This window comes from Natronobacterium texcoconense (assembly GCF_900104065.1).
Taxonomy (GTDB): domain Archaea; phylum Halobacteriota; class Halobacteria; order Halobacteriales; family Natrialbaceae; genus Natronobacterium; species Natronobacterium texcoconense.
The window spans coordinates 136,333-152,895 of the sequence record NZ_FNLC01000006.1 but is presented as its reverse complement, the minus strand read 5'-3'; the positions used below and the strand labels follow the sequence as shown (position 1 = coordinate 152,895).

At 60.4% G+C, this 16,563-nt stretch carries 12 protein-coding genes, 1 tRNA gene and 1 pseudogene; 2 read left to right on the top strand and 12 right to left on the bottom strand.

Going from position 1 to position 16,563, the window contains the following annotated elements; genetic code table 11:
* Positions 1-725: 725 nt before the first annotated feature.
* Both BLR35_RS19110 and BLR35_RS19105 read right to left on the bottom strand, forming a co-directional pair.
* On the bottom strand, positions 726-3,146 hold the full coding sequence (locus BLR35_RS19110; protein WP_090385686.1) for an efflux RND transporter permease subunit: 2,421 nt from the start codon (positions 3,144-3,146) through the stop codon (positions 726-728).
* Positions 3,147-3,152: 6 nt separating this feature from the next.
* Positions 3,153-5,048: a COG1361 S-layer family protein gene (locus BLR35_RS19105; protein ID WP_090385683.1), complete on the bottom strand. Its 1,896-nt coding sequence runs from the start codon at positions 5,046-5,048 to the stop codon at positions 3,153-3,155.
* Between the two features lie 83 nt (positions 5,049-5,131).
* Between BLR35_RS19105 and BLR35_RS19100 the strand changes: the two genes are divergently transcribed.
* Entirely contained in the window at positions 5,132-5,926 is a 795-nt protein-coding gene (locus BLR35_RS19100; RefSeq protein ID WP_090385680.1) for a TrmB family transcriptional regulator, read from the top strand.
* A gap of 146 nt (positions 5,927-6,072) precedes the next feature.
* Here the strand turns inward: BLR35_RS19100 and BLR35_RS19095 are convergent, their stop codons facing one another.
* The 7 genes and pseudogenes from BLR35_RS19095 to BLR35_RS19060 form a co-directional block, all read right to left on the bottom strand.
* On the bottom strand, positions 6,073-6,816 hold the full coding sequence (locus tag BLR35_RS19095) for a hypothetical protein (RefSeq protein ID WP_139169330.1): 744 nt from the start codon (positions 6,814-6,816) through the stop codon (positions 6,073-6,075).
* A gap of 87 nt (positions 6,817-6,903) precedes the next feature.
* The gene (locus BLR35_RS19090) at positions 6,904-8,028 is read right to left on the bottom strand and encodes a DUF63 family protein (protein ID WP_090385674.1); all 1,125 of its coding nucleotides are present in this window, start codon (positions 8,026-8,028) and stop codon (positions 6,904-6,906) included.
* A 120-nt stretch (positions 8,029-8,148) separates the two neighbouring features.
* A pseudogene (locus tag BLR35_RS19085) lies at positions 8,149-8,960 on the bottom strand (TrmB family transcriptional regulator).
* Between the two features lie 88 nt (positions 8,961-9,048).
* Positions 9,049-10,305, bottom strand: a complete 1,257-nt coding sequence (locus BLR35_RS19080; protein WP_090385671.1) for an RNA-guided endonuclease TnpB family protein — start codon at positions 10,303-10,305, stop codon at positions 9,049-9,051.
* Between the two features lies 1 nt (position 10,306).
* Positions 10,307-10,699, bottom strand: coding sequence for an IS200/IS605-like element ISNph5 family transposase (gene tnpA / locus BLR35_RS19075; RefSeq protein ID WP_090385668.1), 393 nt, complete (start codon positions 10,697-10,699; stop codon positions 10,307-10,309).
* Between the two features lie 1,103 nt (positions 10,700-11,802).
* On the bottom strand, positions 11,803-12,615 hold the full coding sequence (locus BLR35_RS19065; RefSeq protein WP_090385661.1) for an inositol monophosphatase family protein: 813 nt from the start codon (positions 12,613-12,615) through the stop codon (positions 11,803-11,805).
* A 55-nt stretch (positions 12,616-12,670) separates the two neighbouring features.
* The gene (locus BLR35_RS19060; protein WP_090385657.1) at positions 12,671-14,173 is read right to left on the bottom strand and encodes an HTTM domain-containing protein; all 1,503 of its coding nucleotides are present in this window, start codon (positions 14,171-14,173) and stop codon (positions 12,671-12,673) included.
* Positions 14,174-14,458: 285 nt separating this feature from the next.
* Between BLR35_RS19060 and BLR35_RS19055 the strand changes: the two genes are divergently transcribed.
* A complete protein-coding gene (locus BLR35_RS19055) occupies positions 14,459-14,902 on the top strand; it encodes a hypothetical protein (protein WP_170831077.1) in 444 nt (147 codons plus the stop codon).
* Positions 14,903-14,930: 28 nt separating this feature from the next.
* On the opposite strand, the gene BLR35_RS19050 is transcribed toward BLR35_RS19055, so the two are convergent.
* The 3 genes from BLR35_RS19050 to BLR35_RS19040 form a co-directional block, all read right to left on the bottom strand.
* Positions 14,931-15,392, bottom strand: coding sequence for a response regulator (locus BLR35_RS19050; protein ID WP_090385654.1), 462 nt, complete (start codon positions 15,390-15,392; stop codon positions 14,931-14,933).
* 364 nt (positions 15,393-15,756) lie between these two features.
* Positions 15,757-16,227, bottom strand: a complete 471-nt coding sequence (locus BLR35_RS19045; protein WP_090385653.1) for an Lrp/AsnC family transcriptional regulator — start codon at positions 16,225-16,227, stop codon at positions 15,757-15,759.
* Positions 16,228-16,467: 240 nt separating this feature from the next.
* A tRNA-Leu gene (locus tag BLR35_RS19040) sits at positions 16,468-16,550 on the bottom strand.
* Positions 16,551-16,563: the final 13 nt, after the last annotated feature.

The following is a 16,563-nucleotide window of genomic DNA, read 5'->3' as shown; positions in this document are numbered from 1 at the left end:
AGTCGGGCTATGCCCGACGACGGCGAGGCTTCCCACGGCACCGCACCGCTGAGTTGGGATATTTGCTGGTTTACGACCCGTCGGCATGACGGGCCGATGGCGGGGCCACACCGCCGTTACTCCTATCCCGGCATGGGACTCGGAGTTATCTTGTTGGCCGAGACACCACAGCGGTTCGAGATGGGTGTCTCGAACGTATTGGGTCTCGGAGTCCCAATATTGTGCATTTAGGTGGCGGGGTAACCGCCTCGGTGTACGTCATACTACGACACGATGATCCTTAAATATCCGTATTGCTGCCGAACAGTGATTGTATCAGCGTTGTTGGATTCACGCCCGCCGTAAACGGCAGGATTCTCTCCTCGAAGAAAGATAGACGTCTCCACTCCATATCGATTGGCGGGCCAGCTCGAGACTCGTCGGTGTAATTTAGCTTTCTTCTCGCTTGCGTTCGTCGTTCCGGTCGTCGTCGCACTCACCTGGCTGTTGTGGCGATCTTCGGTGCGCTGTCGTACGTCCCTTGCAACCCTGACAGCCGTCGTTTTGTTCTGTTCCGTCTCGAGACTTTCAGACTGGACAGGTCGGCAGCCACATTCTAGGTTTCGTTGCTTCGTCGAGAAGTGTTCACGACGATCCATCCCGACGATATACGTTTCGTTTAGATGAACGGACAGCCGCTCGCCGAAGACGCAGTCCGGGGAAAACGACGCGTTAGTGACTGTCGCTCAGCCGAACAGTCGCTCCCAGACCACGAGCGTCGGCGGCAACACGATCACCGCCATCAGGTACGAGTAGATGACGCTGATGACCATCAACACGCCGAACTGTCCGATCGCGGGAGTGACTGCGATTATCAGCGATCCAGCGCCACCGAGCGTCGTCAGCATCGAACCCGTCAGTGCACCACCCGTTCCGCGAAGGGTCGTTAGCAGCGATTCGTAGGCATCCTCGCATTCGTTGTACTCGTCGATAAACCGGTGAGTGACGTGAACCGAGTAGGCAACACCCACACCGATCGTGATCGACAGCACTGTTCCGGTAAGAGCGTTCAACGCGATTCCAACCATTGGCATCGTCCCACCGAGAACGGCCACGGTGACGATGATCGGAATGAGATTTGCTATGCCAAGCGATGCCCGACCCTCGAGAACGTGATAGATCAGCATTAGGAATCCGGCTGTGAGTGCAAGCGCAATCGCAAGACTGAGCAATGACGACTCGAAGACGAGATTCGAAATCTCGTGGAAGACGACGATATCGCCGGTCGGCGTCGTACCGAGGCGGTAGTCAGCAGCAAGTTCCTCGGCATCGTTGCTGACTTCTTCCTGCGTTGCGTCAGCCTCGACAGTGTAGATGACGCGCATACTCCGCTGATCTTCGGTGACGTACTCGAGTGCGTCATCCCGAGCATCCGATGTGAGGAGTTGGTCGAGGACGTACCCGACGTTCCGATCGGGAACACCGTTCCCGCTGACGTCGTTTGCCTCGAGCAGGTACGCGAACTCGTCGTCGTCCTCGGCGTGTTCGTGCATGACGTCGACGACGCTCTGGCTGTCAGCGTGCCCGTCTGCGGTGATGATCGTCGATGGTGGGTCCGAGCCAGCACGGTCGACGGACTCGAGGACGTGATCCTCGTGTATCGGCCCTTGGACGTAGATCGTTACTTCGTCGTCTTCCCCGCTCTCGAAGTTCTCCTCGAGATAGTTGATTGTGCCAGTTGCGGTGTACTCTGTCGGAGCCAGCGGCTCCGGCGCGGCTTCCGCGTAGGCTGGAAGCTCCTCCGCGGGAAGGAAGTCTTCGTCCTCGAAGGTCGTGTCGACCGTCGTTGCGTATGCGCCAGTACCCGCGGTCAACAGGAGTGCAACCAGAAGCATCGCTTTTGGCGCTTTGTTCCCTGCGTGCGCTCCGTAGGGCAGCAGGCGGCCCAGTGCAGAATCCTCCGAGCCGAGCGGTGACGTGCTGAACGACGGCAGGTCGTACGCCCGTCGGAACCGCTCGAGTTCGACTTTCGCCGCCGGGAGGAAGACGCCAAACAGGAGGAACGTAAACACGATTCCGACGCTAGCGACGAATCCGAACTCCTGAATGGGGCCGAGTTCACTCATCATGTTGGCCCCGAACCCGATAACGGTCGTGCCAGTGACGATGAAGAACGCGACAAGCAACTGCTCGGCTGCGGTCCGCATTCCGTCTTCGATCCCGGCTCCGGCTTCACGTTCCTCTCTGAACCGGTTTACAGTGTGGATACCGAAGTCGATCCCGATAGCGAGCAACAGCGGCGGGATCGCGATCATCATGTCGGTGAACGGAATCCCGGCGTACCCCATGAAGCCGAACGTCCAGACGACGGCCATCACCAGCGAAACCAACCCGAGCACGAGGTCGAACGGATCACGGTATGCAGACGTCAGGAACCCGAGAATCAACAGGATCACCACGGGAACGATCATCGTAAGCGAGTCCTCGATCGCGCTTTCGAATTCGGAGTCGAGAATACCCCCGCCGAAAACGACGATGTCTTCCGTCATCGACTCCGCTGCTTCTTGCGTTCGCTGTTGAACAGCCTGCTCGTCGGCGTCGTCCGTGTGAGTCGCGGTCGCGACGACAGCCGATGCTCGAGGCTCCTGTTGATTGAAGTCGTTGCTCAACGGCGCAGCAAAGTCAGGGTTCCCCCCCAGATCGCGAACGACGTCACGCACCTCACCGTTCGAACTGTGCTCTAACGTCCGGATCTGTTCCTCCCGGGTCTCCGCCGTCGGATCAATCGTCAGCGCGACAAACTCCGCGATACTGGAGGTTTCTTCGACGCGGAACTCGTCGTTCTCCTCGAGATAGTACTGGAACTCGAGGAGTTGTAACAGTGACTCCTGGGAGACGACGTTGTCACTCCGCTTGATGATCTGTGTGGTCGTCGCATCGTCTTCGAACGGTGGTTCGAACTCCTCTTCGATCGATTGCTGTGCTTCGTAGGCAGGAACACCTTCTGCGAACGCCTCGACGCCCTCTTCGACCTCGATGCTTCCCAGGCCGCCTGCAAACAGCGCTGTAACGAGCAGAAAGGCGATAATGACTGCTCGCGGCCGCTCGGTGATCCAGTAGTTGACGGTATCGAGTATCCGGTCGAGGGAGTCCGGTTGCGATGCCATCGCTCGTCAGTTCTCGGCGTCGGACTCGGGTTTCGATGCCGATTCGTCCGATTCCAGTTCTTCTCCGTCGAAGTCGAGGTGTTCGCCGTCGTCCTCGTCGTCCTCCGACTCGAACAGCGAGCCCGAAACCCGACCGGAACCGCCACTATACCCGGACGTGGTACCGAACGACTCCTCGTCACCCTCGAGTCGCTGTCTAACCGACTCCGGGAGCGACAGGTCGGTGACTCGCTCGAGCACCGGGACGCCCTCGAGTCGTTCGTCGACCGTCTCCTGGTGTCGCCAGTAGACCCCGGCGGTCCCAGCGACGAGCCCGAGCACGAGTAGCAGGGACAGCACGGAGAGCCCGCCTTCGGATTCGTTGACTTCGATTGGCACGCGATAGGTGTCCGTCAGCTGGGAGTTCGACCGCTCGTCGTCGTACCGGAAGTCCATCCGCAGCGGGTACGTCTGAGCGGTCGCATCGTCGGCTACTTCGACCTCGAAACTCATCGTCGCCGACTCGCCGGGTTCGAGAGCGGGAACGAACGCCTCGTCGTCGTGGTTGTCCAGCGGGTCGTTCGTGTAGAGTTTCGCCTCGACGTCGGTGACGATCTCGGACTTGGCATTCGTCACCTCGAGGTCGATCTCCCTGGTTTCGCCGATTTCGTAGTCGGCGTCGACTGGTTCGACGACGAACTCGTCGCGTTCGGGTTCGACCTCGAGCGGAACGTCGATCGGTTCGTGAGTCATTCGGATGTCGTCGTGGACGTTCCGGTACCGAACGTCGACCTCCATCACTCTCGGTCCGGGTTCGGCTTCACCGCCGATTCCAACCCGGAACTCGAAGGGAGCCGCCTCACCGGGTTTCAGGTCGCCGACGGCGAACTGGGTCTCGCGCGGATAGACGTTCGAGCCGCTTCCCAGCCCATCCTCGAAGTCGGGGACGATTTCGTCTTCGCCGTCGTCGACGACGATCACTGCACCCTCTACTGGCTTCGGCCCCTCGTTGACGATCGAACCCTCGACGGTACCGTCCTCGCCGACGTAGAGGTCGGTCTCGAGGTTATCGACGTCGAACGTCTGTTCGTGGGCCGTCTCCGCACCGACCCGGACTTCCCGCGAGGTCTTGTCGACACCCTGTTCGTCGCGGAACTCGACGGTGACCGAGACGGGGTAGGTTCGGGCGATGGCGTCGGGGTCGACGTCCATCGCTGCCTGGACCGTCGCCGTCTCGTTGACCGACCAGTCGCCGACGTACTCCTCGTTACCAGACGTCTGCAGTTCTGACTCGTCGGTCGTCGGATCGATCGTCTGGACGTTCTCGTCGGGCGAACTGAACTGGACGACAGCATCGCTCGCGTTGTCGACGCCCGTATTCTCTAACTCGAGCGTAACCAGTCCGCGGTCGCCGACCACGAGGTCGGACTGGACGTCGATGGCGTCGAACCGCGCTCGTTCCTCGACGATGACCTCGACGGTTTCGGTCGTGGACGTCGTATGCTCTTGCCCGTTCTGTCTCGTGTAGGTATAGTCGATTTCGGCCTCGAGTTCGTACGTTCCCGCCTCGGCGTCCTCGTCGACTGCGATCGTGAACGACTCCGAGAAGAGCGTCTGGGCGGACATCGTGGGAAGTGGCGACTCACCCGTCTTCACCTCGATCGGCGCGTCCTCGCTCTCGAGTTCGACGGTCACGTCACGGGCCTCGGTCATCGGCGTGTCGCCGAGTCCGTCATCGTCTTCGGTCGACGCCCCGTTACGTATCTCGAGTTCGAGATTCGTTTCTTCGCCCGGTTCGACGATGTTCTCAGGAGTGTAGACATCGAAACTTGGTGTACTCGACGCGGCAGTGGAACCGATTAGAGGGAGACTAGTCACCGCCAGCAAGACGACTGTGAACGCGACGATTCGGTTCCGTTTCATTACGTGACCGTTTCCGGAGACCACATATCAACCTTTCTATTACAAACCACAAGCTTGTTGTTTCTTCCCCACAATTGCTTTGTATGGACGAACACGCCGATCTACTCGCTGAACTCGGGCTCTCGAACTACGAGGCGAGAGCCTACGTGGAACTCACACGGGGTGGGGCGATGACTGCCGACGAGGTCGCCGCAGAATCAGACGTCCCCCAGGGACGGGTGTACGACGTGCTGAACTCGCTAGTCGACCGCTCGCTAGCCAGAGCAGACGACGGACGCCCCCGAACCTACGTCCACGTCGAACCCGACGAAGCCGTCGACCGACTCCTGGATCGCCGAGTCGAAGAACTCGAGGAACAGCAAACAGCCTACGAACGGACAGCTTCGGCCGCAGCCGACGCACTTTCGGGGATTACCGAAGACGACACGAAAGGCGGGTTCACCACGAGTGCGCTTCACGAGGACGCGGCCCGGGATCTGTTGCTCGAGCGGTTCGCCGCAGCCGACGACTCGATCCGGATTGCTGCGGACACGGTCGACGTCAGTCCCGAGTTCGAAACCGTGTTCGCTGACCGACTGCGAGACCTTCTCGAGATAGATATCTCGGTCCGCCTCCTGGCGACGAACTTCGAACATGCAGCCGACCGGATCGACGACCTCGTCGCCACCGGGATGGAGGCCCGAGAAGCGGAACGGATCCCCGAGCAACGATTCATCGTGCTGGACGGCTCGGAAGTTTGTCTCGAGGTCGTCAACCCCGCAGCACCCGACGAACTGCTCGCGGTCGTCAACTTCCGCGAGGACGAGACCGCCCGCGAACTCGCGGAGAGTTTCGACGAACTCTGGGAGCAAGCGGATACCTGGCGCATGGACGACTGACACTACCGTACGAAGGCGATCGTGGTGTCGAGCCACTCGCGTTCTGAAACACTCTCGTCCGGAGATCGCATCGACTCGAATCGTTCGAACGTAGACAGTCAGTCGTCTCGAGTAGCGGCCGATGCAGTACTACTCTCGAGATAGTACTAGGACCGAGACCGACGGTTGCGGCGAGAACTGACGAAGATCGCCAGTGTGGAGCCGACGAAACCGGCGAGCAGGAGCACGAGAACGTAGTGAAACACCACGCCACTGGCACCCAGGCCGATCCATACATGTGGAAGCGCGAGAACGATCAGTCCGATGCCCGTACAGCCGAACACGCTGTAGGGATGAGTCTCGCGATAGGACAGCGCGAGGGTTCCGAGGGAAAGGCCGTACAGCACGACACCTAGAAACACCAGCGGCAGCACGATCAGCGCGCCAAATCCGAGCCCGTAGCCGTACTTCGTTTCGACGAGATAGCGTTCACCGTCGGCCTCGAGCAGCGAGTAGGTGTTACTCGTTGCGCCGCCGGGATACTCGTAGGCGTCCGATGGGAACTCGGTCCGAACGGATTCGTCGTACGCAGGACAGGTAAGCGACGAGTCGGGGCAGACGACGATTGCGGTCTCGTGCCATCCGGAATTCGCTGTCGATCGTTCGTACTCGTCTCGCATCTCGGTGAACGCTTGCTGCGCCACTGGGGGGAGATCGCCGACCGTAGTTGCGTCAGCCTCCTCGAGGTCGGTGTCGTCGATCGTCGCGTCGAACGAGGTCGTCGATTCGTGGGTGATCGCGTACCGCTCGGTCTCGGTCGGCTCGACGTAGAGGTCCGGCGCAACGAGAAAGCTCGCGGGGAGGAGGGCGGCAACGAGGAGCGCGAGGACCAGCAATAGGCGTGAATCCATTGACAAGAATGTGCACGTTCGCTACCGCTGATAGCTTTTTTCTTCGCGGCTACCGGTGCGAACTGAGCGACAAAACCGGAGAGTCGCCTAGACGCCGAACGTCGCCCGGAGCATGTCACGCGTTCCGGGGCCGAGACCGACGGCGACGACGGTGATCATAAGCAGGATGGCGTACCGTGGACTCTCGTCGAAGACCTCCTCGTTGAAGATCCAGATGACGACGACGGCTGCCGCGAGCTTTACGAGCAGGAACGGCCACGCCTGACCGGTTATTTCGGCGATCTCGGCCGGCAGGATCGAGCCGGTGACGTCGACGATCGTCGCGTTGACCGGGTGTTTCGGGACGAGATTCTGCGTGTGGCCGAACGCGACCGCCCAGTCGAGGCCGATGACGTTCGCGACGCCGTCGACCGCGTGCGCCCAGATGACGACCAGTCCCATGTACCGCGTTCCGCGGTTGATCTCGGGTGTGAACCGTTCGACCGCTTCCCAGGTGAGCCACGTCGCGATCGACGCGCCGACGAGCGTCGTCAACAGCAGGTACGGGTAGAAGGTGGCGTACTCTGCCGCTACAGCCAGATAGCCGAGATAGCCGAGCGTCAGCGCCAGCAGCCCGGTTCCGATACCGAACAGCGGATACTCGTAGCCCGGGACGTAGTCGTTGCGATCCAGCCAGACCGAGACGACGACGGCGACGACCGTCACGGCGAAGACGGTGAAGTAGATCAACGGGCTGATCAGGAATCCGGACCAGGGGAGTTCGATCGCGAGTTCACCCGTGTCCCGGAACGCGGCGACGTTGGCGTCCTCGACGACACGCAGGGCACCGCCAAACAGCATGAACGGGAACAATCCGTAGAAGCCAGCCCGGTAGCGTTCGATCTCGAGTCGCTGGATCAGGAAGACGATCCCGATGACTGCCAGGACGAGCGTCGGGATGTAGCCCGCGTAAGAGACGAACGTGTATCCGGGTGAGGCCGTCGGTTCTGCGCCGGGAGCCTCCGCACACGGCACCTGTTCGCCGCCGGCCCAGGCGACACAGCCCCAGCCGTGGGCGTCGGCGACGACCGGCCCCCAGTAGTACTGCCAGATGAAGTCGACGTACACTCGCTGCGGGAACCGCACGGCAAGGAGAACCACTCCAGCAGCGAGCACGAGAACGGTCGCAGCCCAGATGCGCTCGGGGCCGTACCGTTCGATGTACTCGTACATATCAGATACCCATTGCGGGGACCGCTTACCGTTTCCGGTTTCTCGTGTCCCGACCTCGATCGTCGTCTCGAGACAGCGATTCCGTTCTCCAGCGGTCGTTTTCGGGAGCGAACCGAGCGATCAGTATCCCGGATCTTCGATCGCGGGCAATCCGGCCGTTACCAGTCGACGCAGGAGGACCACGACGCCGTTTTGCAGTCCCCTGGCGAAGATCGCTTGCTCGTTTTGCGCCCCCTCGCTGGCGTCCGGATAGTACGAACCGATCAGCAACGTCTCCCGGTCGACGAGCAGGATACGGCTGATCGCGACCTCGTTGTCGGTGCTGGTCCCGGTAAGCCAGTCGATCCCCGTCTCGAATACGCGAACGTTCGACAGCTGGTCTTCGAGTTCCCTCGTCGTTTCTGCCTGTCCCCCCATGACGATCGAGAGGTCTCGATCGGCCGCGTTCTGGAGCTCGTCGAACAGCGTTTCGGAGAGAGCATCTTCGTCGACGACCAGGAGAGCGATCTCGGATTCCGCCCTATCGATCAGTTCGAGCGTCCGTGACTCGATCGCTTCGTGTCCGGTCAGCGACCAGACCTCCTGGATATCGTCGCTGTCGTCTGTCTGCTGGACTTCCGCGTTTTTGAGATGGGTCCCGAGCGTGTCGATCCGATCGTTGTATCGCTGTCGAAGGATCTGTGTCGCCTCATTGATGTCGACAGCCCGGTACAGCTGGGACTCGAGTGTTGCACTTCGACCAGTCCCTGGGACTCGAGGACGCGAATCGCGTCGTAGACTCTCGTCCGCGGAACCTCCGATATCTCGTGTATTTCCTTCGCTGTCCCACTGGGCAGTTTGTTCAGCGCGAGAAAACACCGCGCCTCGTACTCCTGTAATCCCAGGTCCTGTAACAGGCTTACCGCCTCTGCCGTTGTTTCGTCCTGTGTCATGGCCCAACCACGAATTCGGATATCCGAACACGCAGAGTGACATCCTCCGCGCCGTGAACGGCGCGGCTTCCCTGCATGGGAATACCGGCTAACTACCGGCAGTGGGTTCCGACCCGACCTCGCCGAGCGTCATCTGCCGTGGTTGGCTCTGCTCGGTGGGGGTCGCGGCGCTGTCACAGGCGCTCCCATCCCGTGAGATGTCATCGCCTGCCGGTTTCAGCGGCAGGCTCTCACCCCACGGGTCGAGACGGTCAGCGATGTTGACCGCCGCGTTGATGTCTGCGTGGTACTCCGACACCCAACAATCGTCGTTCTGACACCGGAACTCGTCGCCGTTTCGGTGCCCGATGTGGCCGCACTCGTGGCACGTCTGGCTCGTGTACTCCGGGCGGATGTATTCGACCGGAACCCCGGCCTCTCGTGCTTTGTCTTCGATACGCTGTTGGAGGCGAGCGAACGCCCATGCGTGGAGGCGTCGGTTCATCCACTCGCCGTAATCGAGGTCTTCGCGGATGTCCGAAAGGTCTTCCAGCACGACCACGGGCTTCTCGAACTGGCAGGCGTACTCGACGGCCTGCCGGGATGCCTTCTCGATGATGTCTGTGAGTGCGTTCTGGTAGTGGTCGAATCGGTCGTCAATCCGCCACTCGGCGACCTCGCGCTCTTGGAGTCGCTTCAGCGTCGTGTACATCTCTTTGCGGAGATGACGAGCGCGACCACCGTTGATGAGTAGTGGGTCAGTCGGAGTCCCCTGCTCGCAGGCACAGCCCGCGAGCAGGTGTGCTTCGCCGATATCGAAGCCGACAGGCGTCACGTCTTCGTCTGTCGGTTCGTAGTCAGGTTTTTCGACCGGAAACTCGACGGTGACGTGGAGCGTCCACGACGTGCGGTGGCGTTGCAGGCGGAGTTGTCCTGCCGACGCCTCACCATCTACGAGGTCGTGCCACAGTCCCTCTTGGGCGGGGTTAATCCGAAGCGGTATCCAGAAGTTCGTCCCCCGACCGGGCTGAGGTACCCACCACGTAAACTCGTAGTCCCGTTCCGGTGAGTGGTCAAACTCGGCGGCTTGGTTGGTGAGCCGAACCGGATGGGTGTCGTCCAACTCCTGTGCGCCGTAGGTGCCGTGCAGTTGCGGGACGTAGTTGCACAGGGCCGCTTTCGCCTGATACGGCAAATCGTAGGGCGTCACCACGTCGCTGGTGGCGGTCATCGTCTCGCACCCGGCCTCGAATGCTTCGTGGAGTCCTGCGCGGTAGGTGTCGAGCAGGTCGCACAGTTTGCGTTCTTTGTGGGTTGTTGGTGGGGTGAGCGTGGCCTCCAGCGTTTTCGTGGTTGTGGCGGTCATGCTACTGGTTTTCCACGTAGTCCATCAACACGTTGATGCTCACTTGACCTGTCGTGGCGAGGAAATATCCCGGTTGCCAGAACGCATCTTCGAGCGTCTGTTTCACCTCGGGGTACTCCTGCCGAATCCGGCGCGAGGTAACTCCCTTGAGCGAGTTGATGAACTTCGTGAGGTCGGTGGTGGGTTTGGTCGTGAACAGGATGTGAACGTGGTCGGTGCCGCCGTCCACGTTCTTGATGTCGGCCTCGAAGTCGTCTGCAATCTCGTGTGCAACTTCGGCTACGCGCTCAAGCCGCTCATCGGTGAGGATGTCGGCGCGGTACTTCGTGACGGTCACGAAGTGGTATTGGAGCGCGTAGACCGTGTGCGACCCGGATTGCAGGTGATATTCCATTTGGCCTCACCAAATATAAGATACCCAATTTCAATAACTCTTGTGCCGGTGGGTATTCGGTCGGGCAGACCAACGTGGACTGTCGCACCGGGCTTACGCGATTCACGCCCGCCGTGAACGGCGGGATTCTCTCGCCGAATCAAGATAGGGCACGAGTATGGAAAAGAATTCGTGTTCGAACGCTTCTCACTGCAGGTACGTTCCACCGCTTCCTTCCAGATTTTTCACTCAGATTATCACACAAGGTACTTGAGCGTACGGTCGGTAAGTGAAACTGGCAGGTTCCGTCTGGCCCAACCACTTCGGAACCTGCTTACTTTACTTCGGTGAGCGAGCCAGAAGTAGCAACCAAACAGTCGAACGTACCAGCTCCCGTTCAGGAGATTCGTGGAAAGCGCTCGATCGGTACGACTATCGAAACCACTACCGGCCAGTACACACTCGACCATAGATCGGACTCGACAGGTTACTACTCGACTATCGAATCGTAACTGCGGTCGGGAACTAGCGCTGGCGAGGACCGCTGTATTTCATCCGCTCCGGAGTCACACTGGTCCCAGATAGACTACCGGGCGGTATTTCTGTGCAACCGTGGACGGGGCGCGGTTACACCAGTAAATCGTTACAGAACCCGTCTCACACTGATGTGGCAGAGAACGCTTCGTGATTGTCGGCCAGTAACCGCAAAACGGGTTCGACCTCACCAAACCGTGGTCCTCGTTCGATAGCGTTTATCTGTGGCGTCCAGTCGATAAATCCGTACTCCTCCAGTTTGGGGAGATGCACGTGTCGTCGTTCGATATGCATCCGTTCGTTGTCCGGCGGGGAGTCGATATTGACTGATTCGTCCTGTTCGACGAGCGAGAACAAAATTTGTCGCCGTTGCTCGTGCGATAGTGCCTCGAACAGTATATCGTATCGTTGCTTCATTTGAGATAGTTAGGCACCGCCTCGTGTTTATACCCCCACATTTTCACGGCACGATGGGTTTTGATTAATCGAGTGAACGACAGCGGTCCGTCTTCGACCCGCGCTGTCGGACGACAGTCGATGCGACCGTCTTTCCACGATGTATCGCCGACAGCGACGTTCCAGAGCGACAGTCAGTGATCGGTATCGATCTCCCGTGCCGCCTCGAGCAGTTCGTCGTGAACCCCGCCGTTCGAGGCGACCAACCCCGTGCTGTCGTGCCGCCATCGCTCACCCTCGAGGTCGGTGACGGTACCGCCGGCCGCCCGAACCAGCGCGACGCCGGCAACGGTATCCCACGGGTTCGCCTGCAGGTTCGTCACCGCGCCCTCGAGTGCGCCCGACGCGACCATCGCGAGCTCGAGCTGGGCACAGCCGAAGCGTCTGACGTCGGCGAACCGGTCGACGAGCGCACGGGCAGCATTGCCGTACTGGTCGCGCTGGTCGAAGTCCCACCAGAAGGTCGGACAGGCGGTCGACACGCCGGGATCGGTACGGTCGCTTACCGACAGTGGCTCGCCGTTGCGGAACGCACCCGCTGGACCGACGCGATAGGTGTCGGAGAGCGCAGGAAAGACGGACGCGCCGGCGACCGGTTCGCCGTCGACGACCGCTGCGACGGCGGTTCCAAAGGCCCGGATGCCGGCGACGTAGTTGTTCGTCCCGTCGATCGGATCCACGATCCAGGCTGGCCCCTCCTCGGGGACCGCCTTCAGCTCCTCGTCTTCCTCGCCGACGATCGGATCGTCGGGGAACGCGGCACGAATCTCCTCGGCGACGGCTACCTGGGCGTCCCGGTCGGCCTGGGTCACGAGATCCGTCTCGCCGTCTTTGGAATCGACCTCGAGGTCGCCCCGAAACGAGTCGGCTGCAACGTCGGCGCCGGCCGCTGCCGCATCGACGGCAACGGCGGCTCGACGCTCCAGCGAGTCCGATGAATCACTCATTGTAGACTGTCGGTCCGGGCGTCGAAAAGATGTAGCGGTTCGCGACAGCTTGCGGTCAACACGCGTACTCGAGTCGCGTCTCCGCCGTCGGCTCACCGACCGGACCGTCGGTCGCAACTGGCTGTTCGACGTAGTAGACGGTCACCGTCTCCGGTGGATCGTCGTACCCCTCGAGGGCCTGCTCACAGCGGTACTCCGCGAGTGGCTCGTAGTGTGTCTGGCCGGCGTAACGCAGTTCCGAGCCGTACCGCTTCCAGAGGACGGAGGGATCCCTGTCCGCAGCGTCCGGTGGCCGATCGATCTCGCCGGAATCGTCGACGAGCGTACCGACGGTCTCGCCGCCCTCCAGGTCGGCCTCCCACGCGTACCACCAGTAGGCCTCGGGTGGGTTCGGCGCGAAGAAGGACCAGCTCGCGCCCTCGATCTCGTCGGGCATCGACGACGGCGAGTCGACGAGACCGGCACCGGCAAGCTGCCAGGTGACGATCGTCACGAGGAAGACGACGAGGAAGGCGGAGCGAGCGAGCCGGGCACCACGATAGAAGGTGTCGGGAAGCGTCGGGAACTCGAGGGCGAACAGGCTGCGTGGGAACCGTTCGGCGACTGAACGCCACCGTTCGGGCGAGACGAACACCTCGAGTCGCTCCCAGACGCGAGGTGGCAGGAACAACAAGAGTGCAGCAACCATGGCGAACGGGAAAGCACCGAGTCGCATCGTCGCCGCGAGACCGAGCTGTGCCCCGATGAAGGAGAGGGCGAGCGCGATCCGGAGCCGATCGGTGAACACGAGCAACAGGACCGATCCACAGAGCAGGACCGTCCACGCCCAGTTCGAGACGGCCAGCACCGGCCCCCAGTCGGCGATCCAGGGGCCGAGCCAGACGACGTACTGCTCGAGCTGGAAGATCCGTGGCACTGCCGTCCCGCTCGTCCAGGACTCGCTGTGGAACTTGAGCGCGCCGTTGACCGCGTAGATGGTGACGAAGTGAACGAGGATCGCCGCGGTCGCAACCGAGAACAGTCGGCCGTCGCTCTCGCCGACCCGATCAGTTGCGCGTAACTGCGTGTCGATCGACCACCGGCGCTCGAGCGGCAGGAAGAGCCCGAGCACGAGCAGGGAGAGCAGGATCGTATCGCCGCCGTTGAGCACCAGCGGGTTTCGCGCGTGCAGGGACGCGAGCAAGACGACGGTGACGAGCGTCGCGAGCCGAGTTCGGTAGCCGACCGTCAGGAGGAAAGCGGCGACGACACCGACGCCGACCAGCAGAATCTGGAACCAGGTGCTTCCGGAGAGAGCGTGCAGCGACGCCGACGCGAACGCCGGATACAGCTCCGCAAGCGTCGATCTCGGGAGGACGCCACTGTCCGTGTAGAACGTCGTCACTCCCGGAAGGCGGACGAAAAGCAGGTCGGCAAGGACCACGAGCCCCAGCGCGATCCGGAACGCGGCAAGCGCCCGCAGATCGATTCCGAGCCGGGGCTCGAGGACGCGTCTCACCTTTCGGCGCACGGACAGGGCGACCGTTCGTTCGCCGTCTATCGCTTCTGTGGAGGTCATGGGGACCGCTCGAATCGATATCGGGGTTGTCAGGGAACGTATAAGTGTTTTGTCCTCTCTGCAGCCATTCGGGAAGACTCGACAGGACACAAAACCGAGAATTGACGGCTCTCGAAAGATCTTCTCCCAATCAACTGCTGCTCGAGGCTGCTGTAACGTTCTGTTCCAGATACACTTTTCTCGCTGGCCCGCAACTACTGACGTATGGGACAAAACGTCTGCTGTCGGTACGGTCCCGGACGGTTACCCTACGCATCCCGCCGAGACGTCGGCGGCGGAGTTGCGATGATGGCGACCGGATTGCTTGCAGCCGTGCTCTGGTTCGGTGGGGCAGGATTGCTGCTCGCCACCGGAATCGCCGGTGAAAACGTCGGCTTCCTGTTTGCCATCGGTACCCTCTTCGTCCCGCTTGCAGCCCCGACGGCGTTCGTCGTCGGCACACTACTCTGGCGGTACGCGTACTCCGATCGAAACCGACAGCTCTGTGGCGCACTCTTCGGAGCCGTAACGCCAGTCATCTGTCTCGGTGTCGGCGCGTTCGGACCCGCGGCGCTCGTCGCAGCCGACAACGTCGCCCGGGGCGAAATGGGCGTACTCGAGGGAGTAGCGTTCGGACTCCTGCTCGTCCCGATAGGGTTCGGTTTCGCACTCGTCGCTGCTGGCTGGTTCGTCGGCCTCGTCGGAGCGTTCGGTGGCTGGTATCACGAACGAGCAAAACAGATCCCGTAAGCCTCGACGGACAGCGTTACCGGACCGGCTACGACGGGATCGGTGGTAACTGTACGTTTTGATACCAGAACTGCTCGATCATCTCCGCGAGCCGCACGTATTCGTCGGGATCCGACGGCTTCGTGATATACGCGTTAGCACCGGCTTCGTAGCAGCGGGTGATATCGGTACGCGATTCGGAACTCGTCAGTATTATCACCGGCAGGCATTCGATATGAGGATCGTCTCTGATCGACTCGAGCAGTTCGCATCCGTCCTTCCCAGGGAGATTCAGATCGACGAGTGCAAGGTCGGGAAGTGACGTCGAATCATCGGTAACGCCCCGGTGTAGCAGGTGAAGCGCCTCGTAGCTATCAGTGGCCGTCCGTAACTCCGTGTCTTCGGACACCATCTCGAAGGCGTCCTCGATGAGCCGAACGTCACCCGGATTGTCTTCGACGAGCAGTACCTCTCTTGGCTCCCCAGAACGTGAACGGGAACCGCTAGCCATCACGGTTCATGCACCCGTTAGTAAGCATCCGCCTGATAGAGTTCTCAACTACTTCCTGCAGAACCTCGGTCACGGAGCCGCTGTATACTATCTCCCTATAGTTGCTAGATTCACACGTACCAGCCGTATTATCTCCTCTTTCGTTATCGATACCCCATCCGATTTCCATCGGGGTTTCCTCCGTAGAATAAATTCCTCCGTGTAACATTCTCACTACTATCATTCAATATTGCGCTAAACATAAGCTCCCTCCCTAATATGCTTGGAAAATATGCGCCAATTGAGAATCCAGTGAAGAAATCTTCAATCCTTGTGTTGAAGGTTTCCTCAACTCGAGAGGGAAAGGAAGTGACGGGTACCAGTATTAAACGACTTCCTCTCCAAAGTGATCGAACGGCTGCACGTGCATCTCCTTGAGGAACTGCTCGTCACGAATAGTACAGCCGACGTCTTCGAGCTGGGTCGCAATACCCGTAATGTCGTCGCTATCTTCACCGACTGCCTCGAGAATCAAGTTCTCACTCCCGGATAACGCTTCGATAACTCGCACGACCCCTTCGATCTCGAGGGCTTGCTCCGCCAACGCGTGCCGATCGGAAACGGGTACTGTACAGACAAAAAGCACGTGCAACTGGAATCCCGCTCGTTCGTAGTTGATGTGAGGATTGTATCCCTCAATAACGCCGTGTTCCTCGAGACGCTCGATCCGGTTTCGGACCGTGTTCGGTGCGACGTCTACTTCCTCGGCAATCGCTGCCGGAGAGTGATTTCGTGCATCCTGTTGTAGCATGTGGAGAATCCCACGATCGACGTCGTCGAGAGTCAACGAATCCATCGTAGCAGTGTGTATACGCCAGCGTTACAAGAGAATTGGGGCGTTCCTCGTTTGCATCGAATACAAACGTTTGGAAGTCAAGGATTATCTCGTTCGACCGATCGATTTCCCGGTCGATCCCATTCGTTGCAAATCGATCTCGAAGCGACCGCTCGGAATACAGACGACGCTAAGCGCCGTGGTCTCCGTTGCAGAATGTTGCGAGGGAAGATCCCGCGTAGGACCTTCTGCATCTTGCGATGCGAGGGGAGGGAATCGAACCCACGAACTCCTACGAGAGCGGATCTTGAGTCCGCCGCCGTTGGCCGCTTGGCTACCCTCGCACGCACTCCGTAC